Consider the following 15321-nt stretch of genomic DNA (forward strand, 5'->3'; position numbering starts at 1 on the left):
TGCTCTCGCCGAGGGCGCACAGCGGGTCGGCGTGGAACCGACGGTGCCGTACCAGAGCGGGAACACCCCGGGCACGCTTGAGCACGGCACGTGAGGGCAGCGCAGGAACGGCCCGCGGGTGTCGGCCCCGGTGGCCCTGGCCTCGGGCGCGTCGACGGCGCGGGGGCGCATCCACCGCAGCGCCGGTCGTCCCGAGGGGGCGTACGGCGTCGTTGTGCAGCGGGTTCGCCGACGAGGCAAAGTGGGTCCCGGGCGGGTGCGGTGCGCCGGGTGACTGGCGCGAACCGTGAGGGTCACGGCCACGTCGCGTGACGGCGATGTGACGGGCGCATGAAACGGTTTGCCGAACATGCGTAGGGTGCAGAGAACTCATCAGGAGACTTGCGCGCCGGGCACGGCGCACGGATGACGGACCGAAATGACGGACCGGCGACGGACCGACAACGGACGGACGAGCGAAGGAGGGAGCCGGAGCGATGGGCGACCACAAAGAACAGCAGCCCCTGCGGGTGGGCGCGGCCGTCCGGAGGCGGCGACGCGCTCTGGAGCTCACCCTCGCCGTCGTGGCCGAGCGCAGCGGCCTGTCGGTCCCGTTCCTGAGCCAGATCGAGAACGACAAGGCGCGCCCCAGCCGGAGCAGCCTGGAGAAGGTCGCCGACGCCCTGCGCACCACGGCGGTCGAACTCCTCGCGGCCGCCGACCCGGCGTGCAGCGTGGACGTCGTACGGGCGGACGGGACCGAGCCGCTGTTCGAGCGGCGGGTGCGTTCCCTGGTGCGCGGTCACCATCAGCTGCACGCCTCCGAGTTCACCGGCGACCATGATGCCGGCCGCGAATTCCAGCACCGCAACGACGAGTTGATGTACGTCGCGGACGGTGCCGTGGAGATCGAGGCGGAAGGCCGCGCATACCGGCTCGGCCGTGGCGACACGCTGTATCTGACCGGCGGGGTACGGCACCGCTGGCGGGCGACGGTCCCGGACACCCGGGTCGTCGTGGTCGCCGTCGCGGAGCACATCGAGGCGGTCCAGGACCGCGCGCGCTGACCGCCGGCCACCCGCTGACGTGCCGATGCGTGTCGTCTCCCTCGTCCCGTCCCTCACCGAGGCGGTCGCCGAGACCGTCCCGGGGGTCCTGGTCGCCGCCACCGACTGGTGCACCCACCCGGCGCGACTCGCCGTCCCGCGCATCGGCGGCACCAAGAACCCGAAGATCACGGAGATCCTGGCCTTAGGGCCTGTCGTCACATTCCCGCCTGCCCGGCGGCGTCTGGCACGCACTCCCCCAAGCTCTGTGTGCAGGGGGTGCCCCCGGCGGCGTTGCCGAACCGCCCACGTGGCTCCTCCCCCAAGCTCTCGGCTTCGCTCGAGCAGGGGGGACCCCCGCGAGGGCGCTACGGCGCCTTGCGATCGCACGCGCCCCCAAGTTCTCGGCTTCGCTCGAACAGGGGGGACCCCCGTGACGCCGCCGGGCCCGCCCTTCGGGCGGACGACGGGAATGTGACGACAGGCCCTGGCCCCCGACCTGGTCCTCGCCAACGAGGAGGAGAACCGCGCCCCCGACCTCGACGCTCTGCGCGCCGCGGGCGTCGGGGTGCTGCTGACCGAGGTGCGGGACGTACCGCGGGCGCTGAGCGAGCCGGCGCGGCTGCTGACGGCGTGCGGTGCCCGGAGCCGCCCGCGCCGGCTCGACGAGGCGGAGGTGGCCTGGGCGGCCCCAGCGGTGCTCGAACCCCGGGTGACGGCTGTCGTGCCGGTGTGGCGGCGCCCCTGGATGGTGCTGGGCCGCGACACGTTCGCCGGTGATGTCCTGGCCCGCCTGGGCGTCGCCCACCCCTACGCCGCGCACCCCGCCCGCTACCCGCGCGTCCCCCTCGCCGAGCTGTGCGCCGCGGCTCCCGACCTGGTCGTCCTGCCGGACGAGCCCTACCGCTTCAGCCCGGCCGACGGCCCGGAGGCGTTCCCCGGACTGCCGTGCGCGCTGGTCAGCGGACGGCACCTGACGTGGTACGGGCCGTCGCTTGCCGAGGCAGCGAAGGTGCTGGGCGCGGCCCTGCGAGCAGCGCTCCGCTGAGCACACCGCGCGCGGTGTGCAGGGCGGCGACGGCCCAGGCGGCCACCAGGAGGCCGTAGAGCAGGGTGGCGAGCCAGGCGTAGGCGGTGAGCCCGGTGTGCCGGGCCAGGGACTCGGCGCCGGTGACACAGGTCCCCACCGGGAAGGTGAAGGCCCACCAGGTCATCGCGAACCGCATCCCCGCGCGCCGGGCACGCACCACATGAGCGGCGGTGAGCGCGATCCACAGCACGGCGAAGCCCATCACGGGGACGCCGTAGAGCACGGCGAACACCGCGAAGCCCCGCGCGTACGGTGCCGCCAACAGCCCGGGCGCCGCGTCCGCGAACTTTCCGGCGGCCGTGACGGACTGGCCGAACGGGCCCAGCACCAGGCACAGCGTCGGGGTCAGCGCGAGGGGCAGCGGACCGCCGGTGACCAGCCGTCCGAACACCACCGGCAGCACGGCCAGCGTCGCCAGCAGACTCATCCCGAACATCGAGAACGACGCGTACAGCAGCGTCTCCCTCGGCTGCCCCGGCGGCAGATACGGCAGCAGCAGCGGCCCGAGCGCCGCAGGCACCATCGGCGCGACCAGCGGCAACAGCCACACGGGGCTGACCTGCTCGGGTGTGATCCGGTGGCGCACGGTCATGAGGTACGGCACCGCGACCGCGGCCACCAGCCCCACGGCCGTACCGGCGGTGAAGAGCACGGCGTCCAGCAGTACGGCGGCGTCGGTGCCGATCCAGTCCCGCCCGACGACGAGCGTGGCGCCGCCGGCGGCCACCAGGCCCATCGACAGACAGCCGTAGAACGGGGCCATGGCCGGGTCGAGGAGATGGGCGCGGGCCTGGTCACGGTGGTGGCGCCAGTGCAGTGTCCGGGCGGTCAGCAGGACGGTGAGCAGCACCAGGTCCAGTGCCCAGATGCCGGTGAGCACGGTCCGCAGCCCCGGGAGCGTGAAGGGCAGCCCGGCCCCGCCGGTGGCGACGATGGCGGTGCCCATGACAGCGGCGTACCAGTTGGGCCCGAGATGACGGACGGCCGGGGCGCGGAGGGCGGACGGGGACGGGGGAGGGACGGCGGTGACCACGGGACCACCGTCCCCCGGGACGGGCCGAGCGACCAGGGACTCCGTGTCTATCAGGTCATAAGCTGCACTTATGGGCGAGACGTACACCGGCGGGTTCCCATCGGCAGGCCGCCCCCTGGCGCACCGCGTGCCGGATCTGGGCGCGCTGGAGCTGCTGCTGGCGGTGGCACGGCTGGGCAGTCTGGGCGCGGCGGCACGGGAGCTGGGTATCACCCAGCCCGCGGCCAGCAGCCGTGTCCGCGCCATGGAACGGGACCTCGGTCTGGCCCTGGTGGACCGCTCGCCGCGCGGTTCCCGGCTCACCGACGCCGGTCTGCTGGTCGCGGACTGGGCGCGGCGGATCACCGAGGCCGCGGAGGCGTTCGACGCGGGTGTGCAGGCGCTGCGGGACGGGCGGGACTCGCGGCTGCGGGTGGCGGCGAGTATGACGATCGCCGAGTATCTGCTGCCGGGCTGGCTGCTCGCCCTGCGCGCACAGCGGCCCGGTACCGCGGTGTCCCTGCTCGCGGGAAACTCGGCAGTGGTCGCCCGGCGGCTGCTGTCGGGGGAGGCGGACCTCGGCTTCGTGGAGGGCGTGGGGGTGCCGCGCGGCCTCGACTCCGCGGTCATCGCGCACGACCGTCTCGTCGTGGTGACCGCACCGTCCCACCCGTGGGCGCGCCGACGGCGCCCGGTGCCGGCCGCGGAGCTGGCGGCGACCCCGCTGATCCTGCGCGAACCGGGCTCCGGCACCCGCCAGGTCCTCGACAGGGCCCTCGGCGGCCTGGCCGCACCCCTGATCGAGCTGTCCTCCACGACGGCGGTCAAGTCCTCCGCGGTGAGCGGCGCGGGCCCTACGGTCCTGAGCGAGCTCGCGGTGGGCGATGAGCTGTCCCTGCGCCGCCTGGTCCGCATCCCGGTGGCGGACGCCGCCCTCTCCCGCGACCTGCGGGCGGTATGGCCGACGGGCCACCGCCCGGTGGGACCGGCACGGGAACTGCTGTCGCTGACGCGGGAGTAGGGGCGGCCGGGCCTGCCGCAGGCTGTGTTGCCGGAGCGCCCCGTGTCATGTGGCCGTGCCGTGAGGGTGCTCCGGCGCTTCGCCGTCGTGCCTGCCCGTGGCCGGGGGTATCAGCCGGGCGTCGGGACCCCGCCGGGGGCGTAGGCAGTGTCGCCCGAGTGCTCGCGTCATGTGGCCGTGCCGTGAGGGTGCTCCGGCGCTTCGCCGTCGTGCCTGCCCGTGGCCGGGGGTATCAGCCGGGCGTCGGGACCCCGCCGGGGGCGTAGGCAGTGTCGCCCGAGTGCTCGCGTCATGTGGTCGCGCCGTGAGGGTGCTCCGGCGCTTCGCCGTCGCATCTGCACGAGGCCGTGCACACAAGCCGGGCTCCCCGCCCGGGGACCAACGCCCCCCGGAGGCCCACACCCCCCGGAGGCCTACGCGCCGCCGCTCGCCGCCCTGACCAGCGCGCCCATCACGCGCAGGTCGTCGGCCATCTCCGGGTGCCACTGGACGCCCAGGACCCAGCCGTCGGCGGGTGGGAGCTCGATCGCCTCCACGGTGCCGTCCGCAGCGTGGGCCGACGCCAGCAGGCCCCTGCCGGGGCGGTCCACGCACTGGTGGTGGAACGTCGGTACGGACGCCTCCTCTGGGACGATGTCGCCGTACAGCGTGCCCGGGACCGGTTTGACCGGGTGGCTGCCGAACACCCCGGGCAGCTCGGCGTGCCCGTCGAGGTGCTGGACGAGGGTGCCGCCGAGGGCCACGTTCAGCAGCTGCATGCCCCGGCAGATCCCGAGCAGCGGGAGGCGGGCGGCCAGTGCCGCCTCGATCAGCGCGAGTTCCCAGGCGTCCCGGGGACGGTCCGGCGGGCCGGTGCGGTCCTCGGGCTCGGCGCCGTAGTGCACCGGCTCCACGTCCGGGCCGCCCGCGATCACCAGTCCGTCGAGCCGCGCCACCGCCGACGCCGCGTACTCCGGCGCGTCCGGCGGCAGCAGGGCGGCGAGGCCGCCCGCCCGCTGGACCAGCCGCGGATACCCGGCAGGGAGCAGTGCCGCCTCCAGCTCCCACACGCCCCAGCGCGCCTCGGCCTCGAGATATGTACTGACGCCGATGAGCGGCCGCTTGCCTGTCATACGTTCGTTCCTGCCTGTCGTGCACTGTGCCGCTGTGCCGCTGTGCGTTGTGCGCTGTGCGCTGTGTCGTCGTGCGTTCGTGCCTGATCCGATGTCTGTGAGGCGACGGCGGACGCCGTCTGCGCTCGTGTGCGTCGTGCCGGGCGGCCGGTTTACGTCAGGAAGCCGCGCAGCAGGGCCGCCGTGCCCGAACAGTGTTCCCGCATCATCTCCCGGGCGCCGTCCGCGTCGCCGTCCAGGACCGCCTCCACCAGGGCGGCGTGCTGGCGCTGCGAATGTTCCAGGTTGCGGACCAGGAGCGGGATGCAGTCCAGCAGCTCGTTCACCGTCGCCCGTACCGCCGCGTACTGCGCGGTCAGCGTCGGGGAGCCGCACAGCTCGGCGAGGGTGAGATGGAGCAGGGTGTCCACGCGGCGGTACTCGGCGAGCGGGGCGTCCTGGGTGCGGGCCAGCGCCTCGCGCAGAAGGGCCGCCTGCTCGTCTCTCAGCCCGTACGTCGCGCACAGGTCCGCCGCGCCCACCTCCAGCACCTCCCGGAGGCGCAGTACGTCCTCCACGTCCACCTCGGTGATCCGCCGCCGCAGCTCGTCCGCACCGCCCGAACCCGCCCCCGTACCGGTTCGCGACAGCACGAACGTGCCGCCGTAGCGCCCGCGCCGCGACTCGACCAGACCCTGGTCCTGGAGCACCTTCAGCACCTCGCGCAGCGTCACCCGGCTGATCCCCAGCCGCTCCGCCAGTTCCCGTTCCGCCGGCAGCCGTTCGCCGCCCGGCACCAGACCCAGCCGCACGACCTGGAGGATCTGCTCCAGCGCCTCCTCGAAGCCGTTGCCCGCCCGCACCGGCCGCAGCACCGGCGCCAGCCGGTCGCCCCCGACGTCACCCGTGTCCCCCGACATGTCGCCGCGCCCCCTTCCCAAGCAATGGTTCTGACGCATACCTTATGGCTCCCGGCTCACCCGCAGTAGCCGAAGGAGGCCATTCCGTGGCTGACCGCACACCCCCGCTGAGCGTCGAGGAACTGCACGCCCTCGTCGCCAGCGGTGAGATCGACACCGTCGTCCTGGCCTTCCCCGACATGCAGGGCAGACTCCAGGGCAAAAGGTTCGCCGCGCGCTTCTTCCTCGACGAGGTCCTCCACCACGGCACCGAGGGCTGCACCTACCTGCTCGCCGTGGACGCCGACATGAACACCGTCGACGGCTACGCCATGTCCTCCTGGGACCGCGGCTACGGCGACCTCGCCATGCGTCCCGACCTGACCACCCTGCGCCGGGTGCCCTGGCACCCCGGCACCGCGCTGCTCATCGCCGACCTCGCCTGGGACGACGGCAGCCCGGTCGTCGCCGCGCCCCGCCAGATCCTGCGCCGCCAGCTGGAGCGGCTCGCCGCGCACGGCTGGAGCGCGCAGGTCGGCACCGAGCTGGAGTTCATCGTCTTCAAGGACACCTACGAGCAGGCGTGGGACGCCGGTTACCGGGGACTGACCCCGGTCAACCAGTACAACGTCGACTACTCCATCCTCGGCACCGGCCGGATCGAGCCCCTGCTGCGCCGCATCCGCAACGAGATGACGGGCGCCGGACTCACCGTCGAGTCCGCCAAGGGCGAGTGCAACCCCGGGCAGCACGAGATCGTCTTCCGCTACGACGAGGCCCTCGTCACCTGTGACCAGCACGCCGTCTACAAGACCGGCGCCAAGGAGATCGCCGCGCAGGAGGGCGTGTCCCTCACCTTCATGGCCAAGTACGACGAGCGCGAGGGCAACTCCTGCCACATCCATCTCTCCCTCGCCGACGCCGACGGCACCAGTGTGATGCCGGGCGACGGCGAGGGCGGCATGTCGGACGTCATGCGCCACTTCCTCGCCGGGCAGCTCGCCGCGCTGCGTGACTTCGTGCTGCTCTACGCCCCGCACATCAACTCCTACAAGCGGTTCCAGCCCGGCTCGTTCGCGCCGACCGCCGTCGCCTGGGGCCGAGACAACCGCACCTGCGCCCTGCGCGTCGTCGGTCACGGCCGCTCCCTGCGCTTCGAGAACCGGCTGCCCGGCGGCGACGTCAACCCGCACCTGGCCGTCGCCGGGCTTGTCGCGGCCGGGCTGTACGGCATCGAGCAGCGGCTGGAACTGCCCGAACCCTGCCCGGGCAACGCCTACACCGCCGACTACGACCAGGTGCCCACCACTCTGCGCGAGGCCGCCGAGCTCTGGGAGAACAGCCCGATCGCCAAGGCCGCCTTCGGCGACGAGGTCGTCGCCCACTACCGCAACATGGCCCGCGTGGAACTCGACGCCTTCGACGCCGCCATCACCGACTGGGAGCTGCGCCGCTCCTTCGAACGCATGTGAGGGTCACATCCTTGTCCGCTCAGTCCCGTGACATCGGTCGACCCCCAGGTCGGACCGCCCCCGAACCCGAACCCGGGCCCGAACTCGAGCCCCAGCCTGAGCCCGAACCCCATTCCGTGCTCCAGGTGCTGAACCCCGCCACCGAGGAGGTCGTCGCGACCGTCCCGGCGGCGAGCGCGGCCGACGTGGACGCCGCCGTCGTACGGGCCGCGCGGGCCCAGCAGGTGTGGGCGTCGCTGGCACCCGCCGAACGGGCCGGAGCGCTGCGCCGGTTCGCCGTGGTCGTCGACGAACACCGCGAGGAACTCGCCCGGTCGGAGGTGCTGGAAGCCGGACACACCATCGGCAACGCCCGCTGGGAGGCGGGCAACGTCCGCGATCTGCTCGACTACTCGGCCGGGGGAGTGGAACGGTTGACGGGACGTCAGATCCCGGTGCCCGGCGGCCTTGACGTCACCCTCCTCGAACCCCTCGGTATGGTGGGCGTGATCGCCCCCTGGAACTTCCCCATGCCGATCGCCGCCTGGGCCACCGCCCCGGCGCTCGCCGCGGGCAACGCCGTCCTCCTCAAACCCGCCGAGGCCACCCCGCTCACCGCCCTGCGCCTGGCCGAACTCGCCCTCGCCGCGGGGCTTCCGGAGCATCTGTTCCAGGTCCTGCCCGGCCACGGCCCCGTCACCGGCAACGCCCTCGTCGAGCACCCCGGCGTCGCGAAGATCGTCTTCACCGGGTCGGCGGCGGTGGGCAAGCAAGTCCTCGCCAAGGGGGCCGCGCACCTCAAGCGTGTCACCCTCGAACTCGGTGGCAAGAGCCCCAACATCGTCTTCGCCGACGCCGACCTGGAAGCCGCCGCGTCCGCCGCCCCGCTGTCCTTCCTCGACAACTCCGGCCAGGACTGCTGCGCCCGCACCCGCATCCTCGTCCAGCGCAGTGTGTACGACCGTTTCCTCGAACTCCTCGCCCCCGCCGTCGAGTCGGTGCTGGTCGGTGACCCGGCCGATGAGCGCACCCAGATGGGCCCGCTGATCTCCGCGGCCCAACTCGCCCGCGTACGCTCCTACGTCCCCGACGACGCCGAGGGCATCCGCGGCAAGGCCCCCGAGGGACCCGGCTTCTGGTACCCGCCCACCGTCCTCACCGGCGTCGACCCGCGCTCCCGGGTGGCCGTCGAGGAGGTCTTCGGACCGGTCGCCGTCGTCCTGCCCTTCGACGACGAGGCAGACGCCGTACGGCTCGCCAACGCCACCGACTACGGCCTCTCCGGGTCCATCTGGACCCGTGACGTGGGTCGTGCCCTGCGGGTCTCGCAGGCCGTCCGGGCAGGCAATCTGTCGGTCAACTCCCACTCCAGCGTGCGCTACTGGACCCCCTTCGGGGGCTTCAAGCAGTCCGGCATCGGGCGCGAGCTCGGACCGGACGCCCTGACCGCCTTCACCGAGACCAAGAACGTCTTCATCAGCACGGAGGGCCCCGCACAGTGACCGCACAGACCCCCGACCCCGCCGCCCCGGCCGCCGACCTGGCCCCTGCTTCGGTCACTGCGTCGGCCCAAGTGCCGGTCTGCCGACGCCTGGTGGGCCGTACCGCCGTCGTCACCGGAGCGGGCAGCGGCATCGGTCTCGCCACCACGCGCAGGCTCGCCGCCGAGGGCGCGCACGTCGTGTGCGCCGACGTCGACGAGGTGCGCGGCAAGGCGGCCGCACAGGAGACCGGCGGCCTCTTCGTGAAGACCGACGTCACCGACCCCGAGCAGGTCGAGGCCCTGTTCAAGGCGGCCCACGACACCTACGGCAGCGTGGATGTCGCCTTCAACAACGCCGGTATTTCCCCGCCCGACGACGACTCCATCCTGGAGACCGGCCTGGAGGCCTGGAAACGCGTCCAGGAGGTCAACCTCACCTCCGTCTACCTGTGCTGCAAGGCCGCCCTCCTCTATATGCGGCGCCAGGGCAAGGGGTCCATCATCAACACCGCGTCCTTCGTGGCCCGGATGGGCGCGGCGACCTCGCAGATCTCGTACACCGCGTCCAAGGGCGGGGTACTGGCCATGTCCCGTGAACTCGGCGTGCAGTTCGCCCGGGAGGGCATCCGCGTCAACGCGCTGTGCCCGGGCCCGGTCGACACCCCGCTTCTCCGGGAGCTGTTCGCCAAGGACCCCGAGCGGGCGGCCCGCCGTCTGGTGCACATCCCGGCCGGACGGTTCGCCCGGGCCGAGGAGATCGCCGCCGCGGTCGCCTTCCTGGCCAGCGACGACTCCTCCTTCGTCAACGCCACCGACTTCCTCGTCGACGGCGGGATCTCGGGGGCGTACGTCACACCGCTGTAGCCGGGGCGGGAACCCGCGGTGGGACGGCACGGCGTGGACCGGACACCGGCCCGTCGAGCTGAGAGTCGAGCTGAGAGCGGCGGGCGGGCCCCGCCGGTGTGTCCGGCGAGACCCGCCCCTGTGCGCACAGACCCGAGTGCTCGGAGACCCGAGTGCTCAGAGAAACGTATGGCCCTCGCCTCGGTACGTGGGCACGGTGGCCGTCACCACGCCGTCGCCCGCGACGAGATGGAGCCCGTCGAAGCGCTCGCACAGCTCACCGGCCTTGGCGTGCCGGAACCACACCCTGTCGCCGATCAGCAGATCGTCGGCGGGCGCGCCCAGCAGCGGCGTCTGCACCTCGCCGGGCCCCTCCTGGGCGTCGTAGCGCAACCCCTCCGGCAGGTACGGCACCGGGAGCCGGTCGGGCCCGGCGGCACCGGAGGCCGGGTAGCCGCCGCCGAGCACCGTGACGACGCCGACACCCGGGCGACGTACCACGGGCATGGCGAACAAGGCGGCCGGACGGCCCGTGAACGACGTGTAGTTGTCGAACAGCCGCGGTACGTACAGCCCCGAACCCGCGGCTATCTCGGTGACGGCGTCCTCGGCGGCCGTGTGCTGCACGCTGCCCGTGCCGCCGCCGTTGACGAACTCCAGCTCCGGCACGACGGCCCGCACGGCCGCGACCGCCGCCGCGCGCCGCTCGGCCAGCTCACGCCGGGCCGCGGCCTGCATCAGCCTGATGGCGCGCGAGCGCAGCGGCCGCCCGGAGACGGCGTCCCCGACGCCCGCGATATGGCCCTCGTACGCCATGATCCCGACCAGCCTGAAACCGGGCCGCCGGGCGATGGCCCGTGCCATGTCGGCGACCTGGGCGGGGGCGTGCAGCGGGGAACGCAGCGCACCGACCCGCACCCGGCCGCCGAGCAGTTTGAACGAGGTGTCCAGTTCGAGGCAGACCCGCACCACCTCACGGCCGCCCGCGCGGGAGGCGTCGATGAGGTCGAGCTGGGCGGGGTCGTCGACCATGACGGTCACGGTGGCGGCCAGCTTCGGATCACCGGCCAGTTCCGCGAATCCGGTGCGGTCGGCCGAGGGGTAGGCGAGCAGGATGTCGTCGAAACCGGAGCGTGCCAGCCACAGGGACTCGGCCAGCGTGAACGACATCACACCCGCGAAGCCGTCCTTCGCGAGGACCCGTTCCAACAGGGTCCGGCAGCGTACGGACTTGCTGGCCACTCGGATCGGCTTGCCTCCGGCGCGGCGGACCAGATCGTCCGCGTTGGCGTCGAAGGCGTCCAGGTCGACGATCGCGAGAGGGGCGTCCAGATGGGCGGTGGCCCGGTCGTAACGGGCCCGGTCGGCGGCGCGCGCAGTCATGAACGAAGCCTGCCAGACGGGATTACCGCAGGGTAGGGGGACGTTCCGGGCAGATGCCCCGGGCTTTCGGACTGGTTCCCGTTCGAGCGGGGCCAGCCCGTAGAGTGACGCGAACGTGCGGAGGAACGGCGCCGGTCGAACGACCGCGGCCGGGATGGTGTTCCGTCCGTACGGGTATGCGTTTGTCCGGGACGACACGGTTGTACCGGGCCGGGACCCCTGAACCATGGACGACGGGGCCCGATCGAGTACGAGGAACGGCCCGCGCACGAGGAAACGGGGGGTGCATGAGCACGGAAGCGCAGCGCGCCCCCTCCCGGGGTGACGGGTCCGCTCCGCGGGGGATGACGGGGGACGAGCCGGGGGACTCCGGGGCGGGTACGAGTGCCGAGCGGTCCGGGGCGGGTTCGGGTACGGCTGTGAACGGTGGCGGTGCCGCCGGGCGGGTCGGCGACGGGGCGAACGGCGGGAGCCGGGCGGGTGCCGGTGCGGCTGGGAACGGTGACGGGACGCCCGCGCGGGCCGGTGATGCGACGGCGCGCGGGAATCAGCCGGGCGCCGGTGCGCCGCTGGGCCGCCGCTTCGACCCGTGGGTCCGGCGGGTGCCGGGCGGCGCCACGGCGGAACCGGAGAGCGCTCCCGAGGACACCGCCCGCCCGCAGAACGGCCCCCGCGCCCGCCACCGTGCGAACAACGGGTCCCTCGAGGGGGGCTCGGCGGATTCAGGTGCGAGCGCGTCGACGGCCGATGGCACGCGCCCCGGCGCGGACCCGGTGGTGTCCGGCCCGGGTGACACGGCGGGTTCTCCCGGCTATGCCTCGGGCCCCGGTCGTGCCGCTGCTGCTGCGAACGGGGCGCCTATGGGACCCTCCTCGCGAGCCTCCGCCCTCCCGCCCAGGTTTCCCGGGCTGCGGCCCTTCGCCCCCCAGGTGACCGGGCCCGCGTCGCCGCCTCCACCGCCGGCTTCGGCCCGCTTCCCGGACACACCGCCGACGGCGGGCCGCGACGCGCGCGCCGACAACACCACCGCGCCCGCCACCGCCCCGCCCCGCCAGGACCACCTGCCCACGACACCGGTCGGCCGTACCGAACCGTCCACCGGCCTGTCACCGGAGATCACCGCTCGCCTGCGCCAGATGCGCGTCGCCGACGCCGGGACGACGCCACCGGCGGACCAACCCCGCCCGGACACGGGCGAATCCCCGTCGGGAGACCGCCCCGGCACGGCACCGCCGAGGCCGACGAGCCACCCCGGTACCCCCAACAGACCCGGCCCGACAGCGAACACCCCGGCGAGCGCCGCCCCTTCGCCCGCTTCTGCCCAGCCCCGGCCGGGCGCCGACACCTCCAACGGCCCCGATGCGCCCCGGCGCACGGCGGGGAGGCCCGGCGACTCCGTCCCGGCCGCCCGTCCTGGGAGCGGTCCGGAGGGCGCGCCGCCGTCGACACCGCCGAGTTCCCCCGGCCGCACCCCGTCCGGTGCCGGATCGGTGGGCGGTGCTTCGGTGCCCCCGCGTGTTCCGGACCCGGGGCGGGTTCCTCCTGCTTCGTCAGGGGCGCCCGGTGGTGGATCGTCCGCCCGACCGGCCGCCCGACCGGTCGCCGGATCCGCGGCCCGGCCGGGTGATGGTGCTGTGCCGGTCCCGCCTGTTCCGCCGCATGCCCCGGGGCGGGCCTCGTCGGGTGCCGGATCGGTGGGCGGTGCTTCGGCGCCTCCTCGTGTCCCCGCGCCGGGCCAGGTTCCTCCCGCCTCGTCAGGGACGCCCGGCGGCCCCGGAACCGCGGCCCGGCCGGGTAACGGCACCGCGCCGCTCCCGCCCGTGCCGCCGCATGCCCCCGGACGGGACTCGTCCGCCAGCAGCCCGGCAGCCGCGACCCCCGCCCCCCGCTTCACCCCCGCCCCGGCCGCCGTCACCCCCGACCCCGCCCTGTCCTGGAGTGCCGCCCAGCCTCCCGTCGTGCCCCCCGATGTCGTGCGGCCGTTCGTGTCGTTCGGGTTGCCCGAGGGGTACGACGGGCAGGGGCGGCCCAGGCCGATCGGGGAGCGGATGCGGAGTCGTACCGTCGCTGCCGCTGCCTGTGTCGTGCTCGGGATCGGGCTGATCGGCGGCGCGGTGACCGGGAGTTGGCTCACCGGAGACTCCGAGGGCGCCCGGAGCCGGGACACCTTCGCCACCGCCGCCGAACTCTGGCACAGCGTCCCCGTCGACCGGCTGTTCCCGCCCACCCTCCAGGGCACCGGCGCCGGACCCGGCGGCGCCGACCGCACCTGGACCCGTATCGCCGTCGCCCCCGACAGCACCTGCGCCGACGCCTTCGACCCCCTGCTGCACAAGGCCCTCGCCCCCGCTGGCTGCCGTCGGCTGCTGCGGGCCACCTACACCGACGCGACCCAGAGCTTCGTCACCACCGTGGGCCTCATGTTCACCCAGGCCGACGCCACCGCCATGACCTCCCTCGCCGCCCGCTTCAAGAGCGAGGGCCTCGGCCGCCGCAGCGACCTCATGCCCCGCCCCTATGCCGCGAAGGGCACCGCCGCCGAGGACTTCGGCGACCACCAGCGGGCCTCCTGGACGGTCTCCGTGCTCACCGACGCCCCCGTCGTCGTCTTCTCCGTCTCCGGCTGGGCCGACGGCCGCGGAGTCGACGCACCCGAACCCGCCGCGTCCGCCCAGCAGCAGTCCGGCGCGACCACCGCCCCCGCACAAGCGGGGCTGGACAACGAGGCCCAGGGCGTGGCCGACCGGATCGAGCGGGGGCTGCGCAAGACCGTGAGTTCGCCGACAGCGGCCGCGACCGCGACGTCGGAGGACCCGTCATGAGCCGTCTGCGCGGGGCCGCCGTGAGTCTCGGGCTCGCCCTCTCCCTGACTCTTGTCCCCGTCGCCACCGCGCACGCCGACGGCATCCGCGCCCAGCAGTGGGGGCTGTCCGCCATGCACACCGAGCAGGCCTGGCGGACCACCAAGGGCAAGGGCGTCACCGTCGCCGTTCTCGACACCGGTGTCGAGGCCGACCATCCCGATCTCGACGGCAATGTCCTTCAGGCGAAGGACATGATCGGCTTCGGTGCCCGGGAGGGCGACCGGTCCTGGGCCCGGCACGGCACCGCCATGGCCGGGATCATCGCCGGGCACGGACACGGGCCCGACGACTCCGAGGGCGTCATGGGCATCGCGCCGGAGGCGAAGATCCTGCCCGTCCGGGTGATCCTGGAGGACGGCGATTCCGCCCGCTCCCGCGCCCGCAGCACCCGTGGCAACGCCCTCGCCGACGGCATCCGCTGGGCCGCGGACCACGGCGCCGACGTCATCAACCTCTCCCTCGGCGACGACTCCGCCTCCGCCCACCCCGAACCCTCGGAGGACGAGGCCGTCCAGTACGCCCTCGAGAAGGGCGTCGTGGTGGTCGCCTCCGCGGGCAACGGCGGCAAGAAGGGCGACCATGTCTCCTACCCCGCCGCCTACCCCGGCGTGATCGCCGCCACCGCCGTCGACCGGTACGGCACCCGCGCCGACTTCTCCACCCGCCGCTGGTACGCCGCGGTCAGCGCGCCCGGCGTCGACATCGTCATCGCCGACCCCGACCACAAGTATTACGAGGGCTGGGGCACCAGCGCCGCCTCCGCCTTCGTCTCCGGCGCGGCGGCGCTCGTCAAGGCCGCCCACCCCGGTCTGTCCCCGGCCCAGATCAAGAAGCTCCTGGAGGACACCGCCCGCGACGCCCCCGTCGGCGGCCGGGACGACTCCCGGGGCTTCGGCTTCATCGACCCCGCCGCCGCCCTCAAGGCCGCCGTCCGTCTCAAACCGGCCGGCCTGCACTCGGCCGACTACGGTCGGCGGTACTTCGGCTCCGGACCCGACCCGGAACCGGCCGGTGACGACGCCGCCGGCTGGGCCGGCCTCGGCGCGGGCGGCCTCGGTGCGGTGCTCCTCGCCGGCGCGGTGGTGGTGTGGCGCGGGCGGCGGCGCGGTGCGGCGGCGCCCGCGGGCCGCTGAAGCGCCCTCAAACCGCCCTCAAACCG

The 15321-nt window shown here is 74.0% G+C and carries 11 protein-coding genes and 2 pseudogenes; 9 read left to right on the plus strand and 4 right to left on the minus strand.

Going from position 1 to position 15321, the window contains the following annotated elements; all coding sequences use genetic code 11:
* Positions 1–476 precede the first annotated feature (476 nt).
* The 3 genes and pseudogenes from ACSYGN_RS33035 to ACSYGN_RS33045 all read left to right on the plus strand — a co-directional run.
* Positions 477–1046, plus strand: a complete 570-nt coding sequence (locus tag ACSYGN_RS33035; RefSeq protein ID WP_460402174.1) for a helix-turn-helix domain-containing protein — start codon at positions 477–479, stop codon at positions 1044–1046.
* A gap of 25 nt (positions 1047–1071) precedes the next feature.
* Positions 1072–1227: pseudogene (locus ACSYGN_RS33040) on the plus strand (helical backbone metal receptor); the annotation flags it as partial.
* 282 nt (positions 1228–1509) lie between these two features.
* Positions 1510–2073, plus strand: a pseudogene (locus ACSYGN_RS33045) (helical backbone metal receptor); the annotation flags it as partial.
* On the opposite strand, the gene ACSYGN_RS33050 reads toward ACSYGN_RS33045, so the two are convergent.
* Positions 1985–3148 carry a TDT family transporter gene (locus tag ACSYGN_RS33050; RefSeq protein WP_460402176.1) on the minus strand — a complete coding sequence of 388 codons (1164 nt, stop codon included), beginning with the start codon at positions 3146–3148 and terminating at the stop codon, positions 1985–1987. The pseudogene ACSYGN_RS33045 and the gene ACSYGN_RS33050 overlap by 89 nt on opposite strands.
* A gap of 70 nt (positions 3149–3218) precedes the next feature.
* On the opposite strand from ACSYGN_RS33050, the gene ACSYGN_RS33055 reads away from it, so the two are divergent.
* Positions 3219–4148, plus strand: coding sequence for a LysR family transcriptional regulator (locus ACSYGN_RS33055; RefSeq protein ID WP_460402178.1), 930 nt, complete (start codon positions 3219–3221; stop codon positions 4146–4148).
* A gap of 413 nt (positions 4149–4561) precedes the next feature.
* On the opposite strand, the gene ACSYGN_RS33060 is transcribed toward ACSYGN_RS33055, so the two are convergent.
* Positions 4562–5260, minus strand: coding sequence for a gamma-glutamyl-gamma-aminobutyrate hydrolase family protein (locus ACSYGN_RS33060; protein ID WP_460402180.1), 699 nt, complete (start codon positions 5258–5260; stop codon positions 4562–4564).
* Between the two features lie 152 nt (positions 5261–5412).
* A complete protein-coding gene (locus tag ACSYGN_RS33065) occupies positions 5413–6159 on the minus strand; it encodes a FadR/GntR family transcriptional regulator (protein WP_460402182.1) in 747 nt (248 codons plus the stop codon).
* Between the two features lie 86 nt (positions 6160–6245).
* On the opposite strand from ACSYGN_RS33065, the gene ACSYGN_RS33070 reads away from it, so the two are divergent.
* The 3 genes from ACSYGN_RS33070 to ACSYGN_RS33080 all read left to right on the plus strand — a co-directional run bounded on the left by ACSYGN_RS33070 (position 6246) and on the right by ACSYGN_RS33080 (position 9936).
* The gene (locus ACSYGN_RS33070; protein WP_460402184.1) at positions 6246–7610 is read left to right on the plus strand and encodes a glutamine synthetase family protein; all 1365 of its coding nucleotides are present in this window, start codon (positions 6246–6248) and stop codon (positions 7608–7610) included.
* Between the two features lie 116 nt (positions 7611–7726).
* The gene (locus tag ACSYGN_RS33075; RefSeq protein ID WP_460402186.1) at positions 7727–9091 is read left to right on the plus strand and encodes an aldehyde dehydrogenase family protein; all 1365 of its coding nucleotides are present in this window, start codon (positions 7727–7729) and stop codon (positions 9089–9091) included.
* Positions 9092–9129: 38 nt separating this feature from the next.
* Positions 9130–9936 (plus strand): 3-oxoacyl-ACP reductase, encoded by an 807-nt coding sequence (locus tag ACSYGN_RS33080; RefSeq protein ID WP_460403887.1) that lies wholly within the window; start codon positions 9130–9132, stop codon positions 9934–9936.
* A gap of 156 nt (positions 9937–10092) precedes the next feature.
* Here ACSYGN_RS33080 and ACSYGN_RS33085 read toward each other — a convergent pair whose 3' ends face one another.
* Entirely contained in the window at positions 10093–11298 is a 1206-nt protein-coding gene (locus tag ACSYGN_RS33085) for an amino acid deaminase/aldolase (RefSeq protein ID WP_460402188.1), read from the minus strand.
* A gap of 1820 nt (positions 11299–13118) precedes the next feature.
* On the opposite strand from ACSYGN_RS33085, the gene ACSYGN_RS33090 reads away from it, so the two are divergent.
* Both ACSYGN_RS33090 and mycP read left to right on the plus strand, forming a co-directional pair.
* Positions 13119–14120 carry a hypothetical protein gene (locus tag ACSYGN_RS33090; protein ID WP_460402190.1) on the plus strand — a complete coding sequence of 334 codons (1002 nt, stop codon included), beginning with the start codon at positions 13119–13121 and terminating at the stop codon, positions 14118–14120.
* On the plus strand, positions 14117–15295 hold the full coding sequence (mycP, locus tag ACSYGN_RS33095; RefSeq protein ID WP_460402192.1) for a type VII secretion-associated serine protease mycosin: 1179 nt from the start codon (positions 14117–14119) through the stop codon (positions 15293–15295). The genes ACSYGN_RS33090 and mycP overlap by 4 nt, the downstream gene beginning before the upstream one ends.
* Positions 15296–15321 lie beyond the last annotated feature (26 nt).

The organism is Streptomyces sp. YIM S03343, assembly GCF_054729195.1.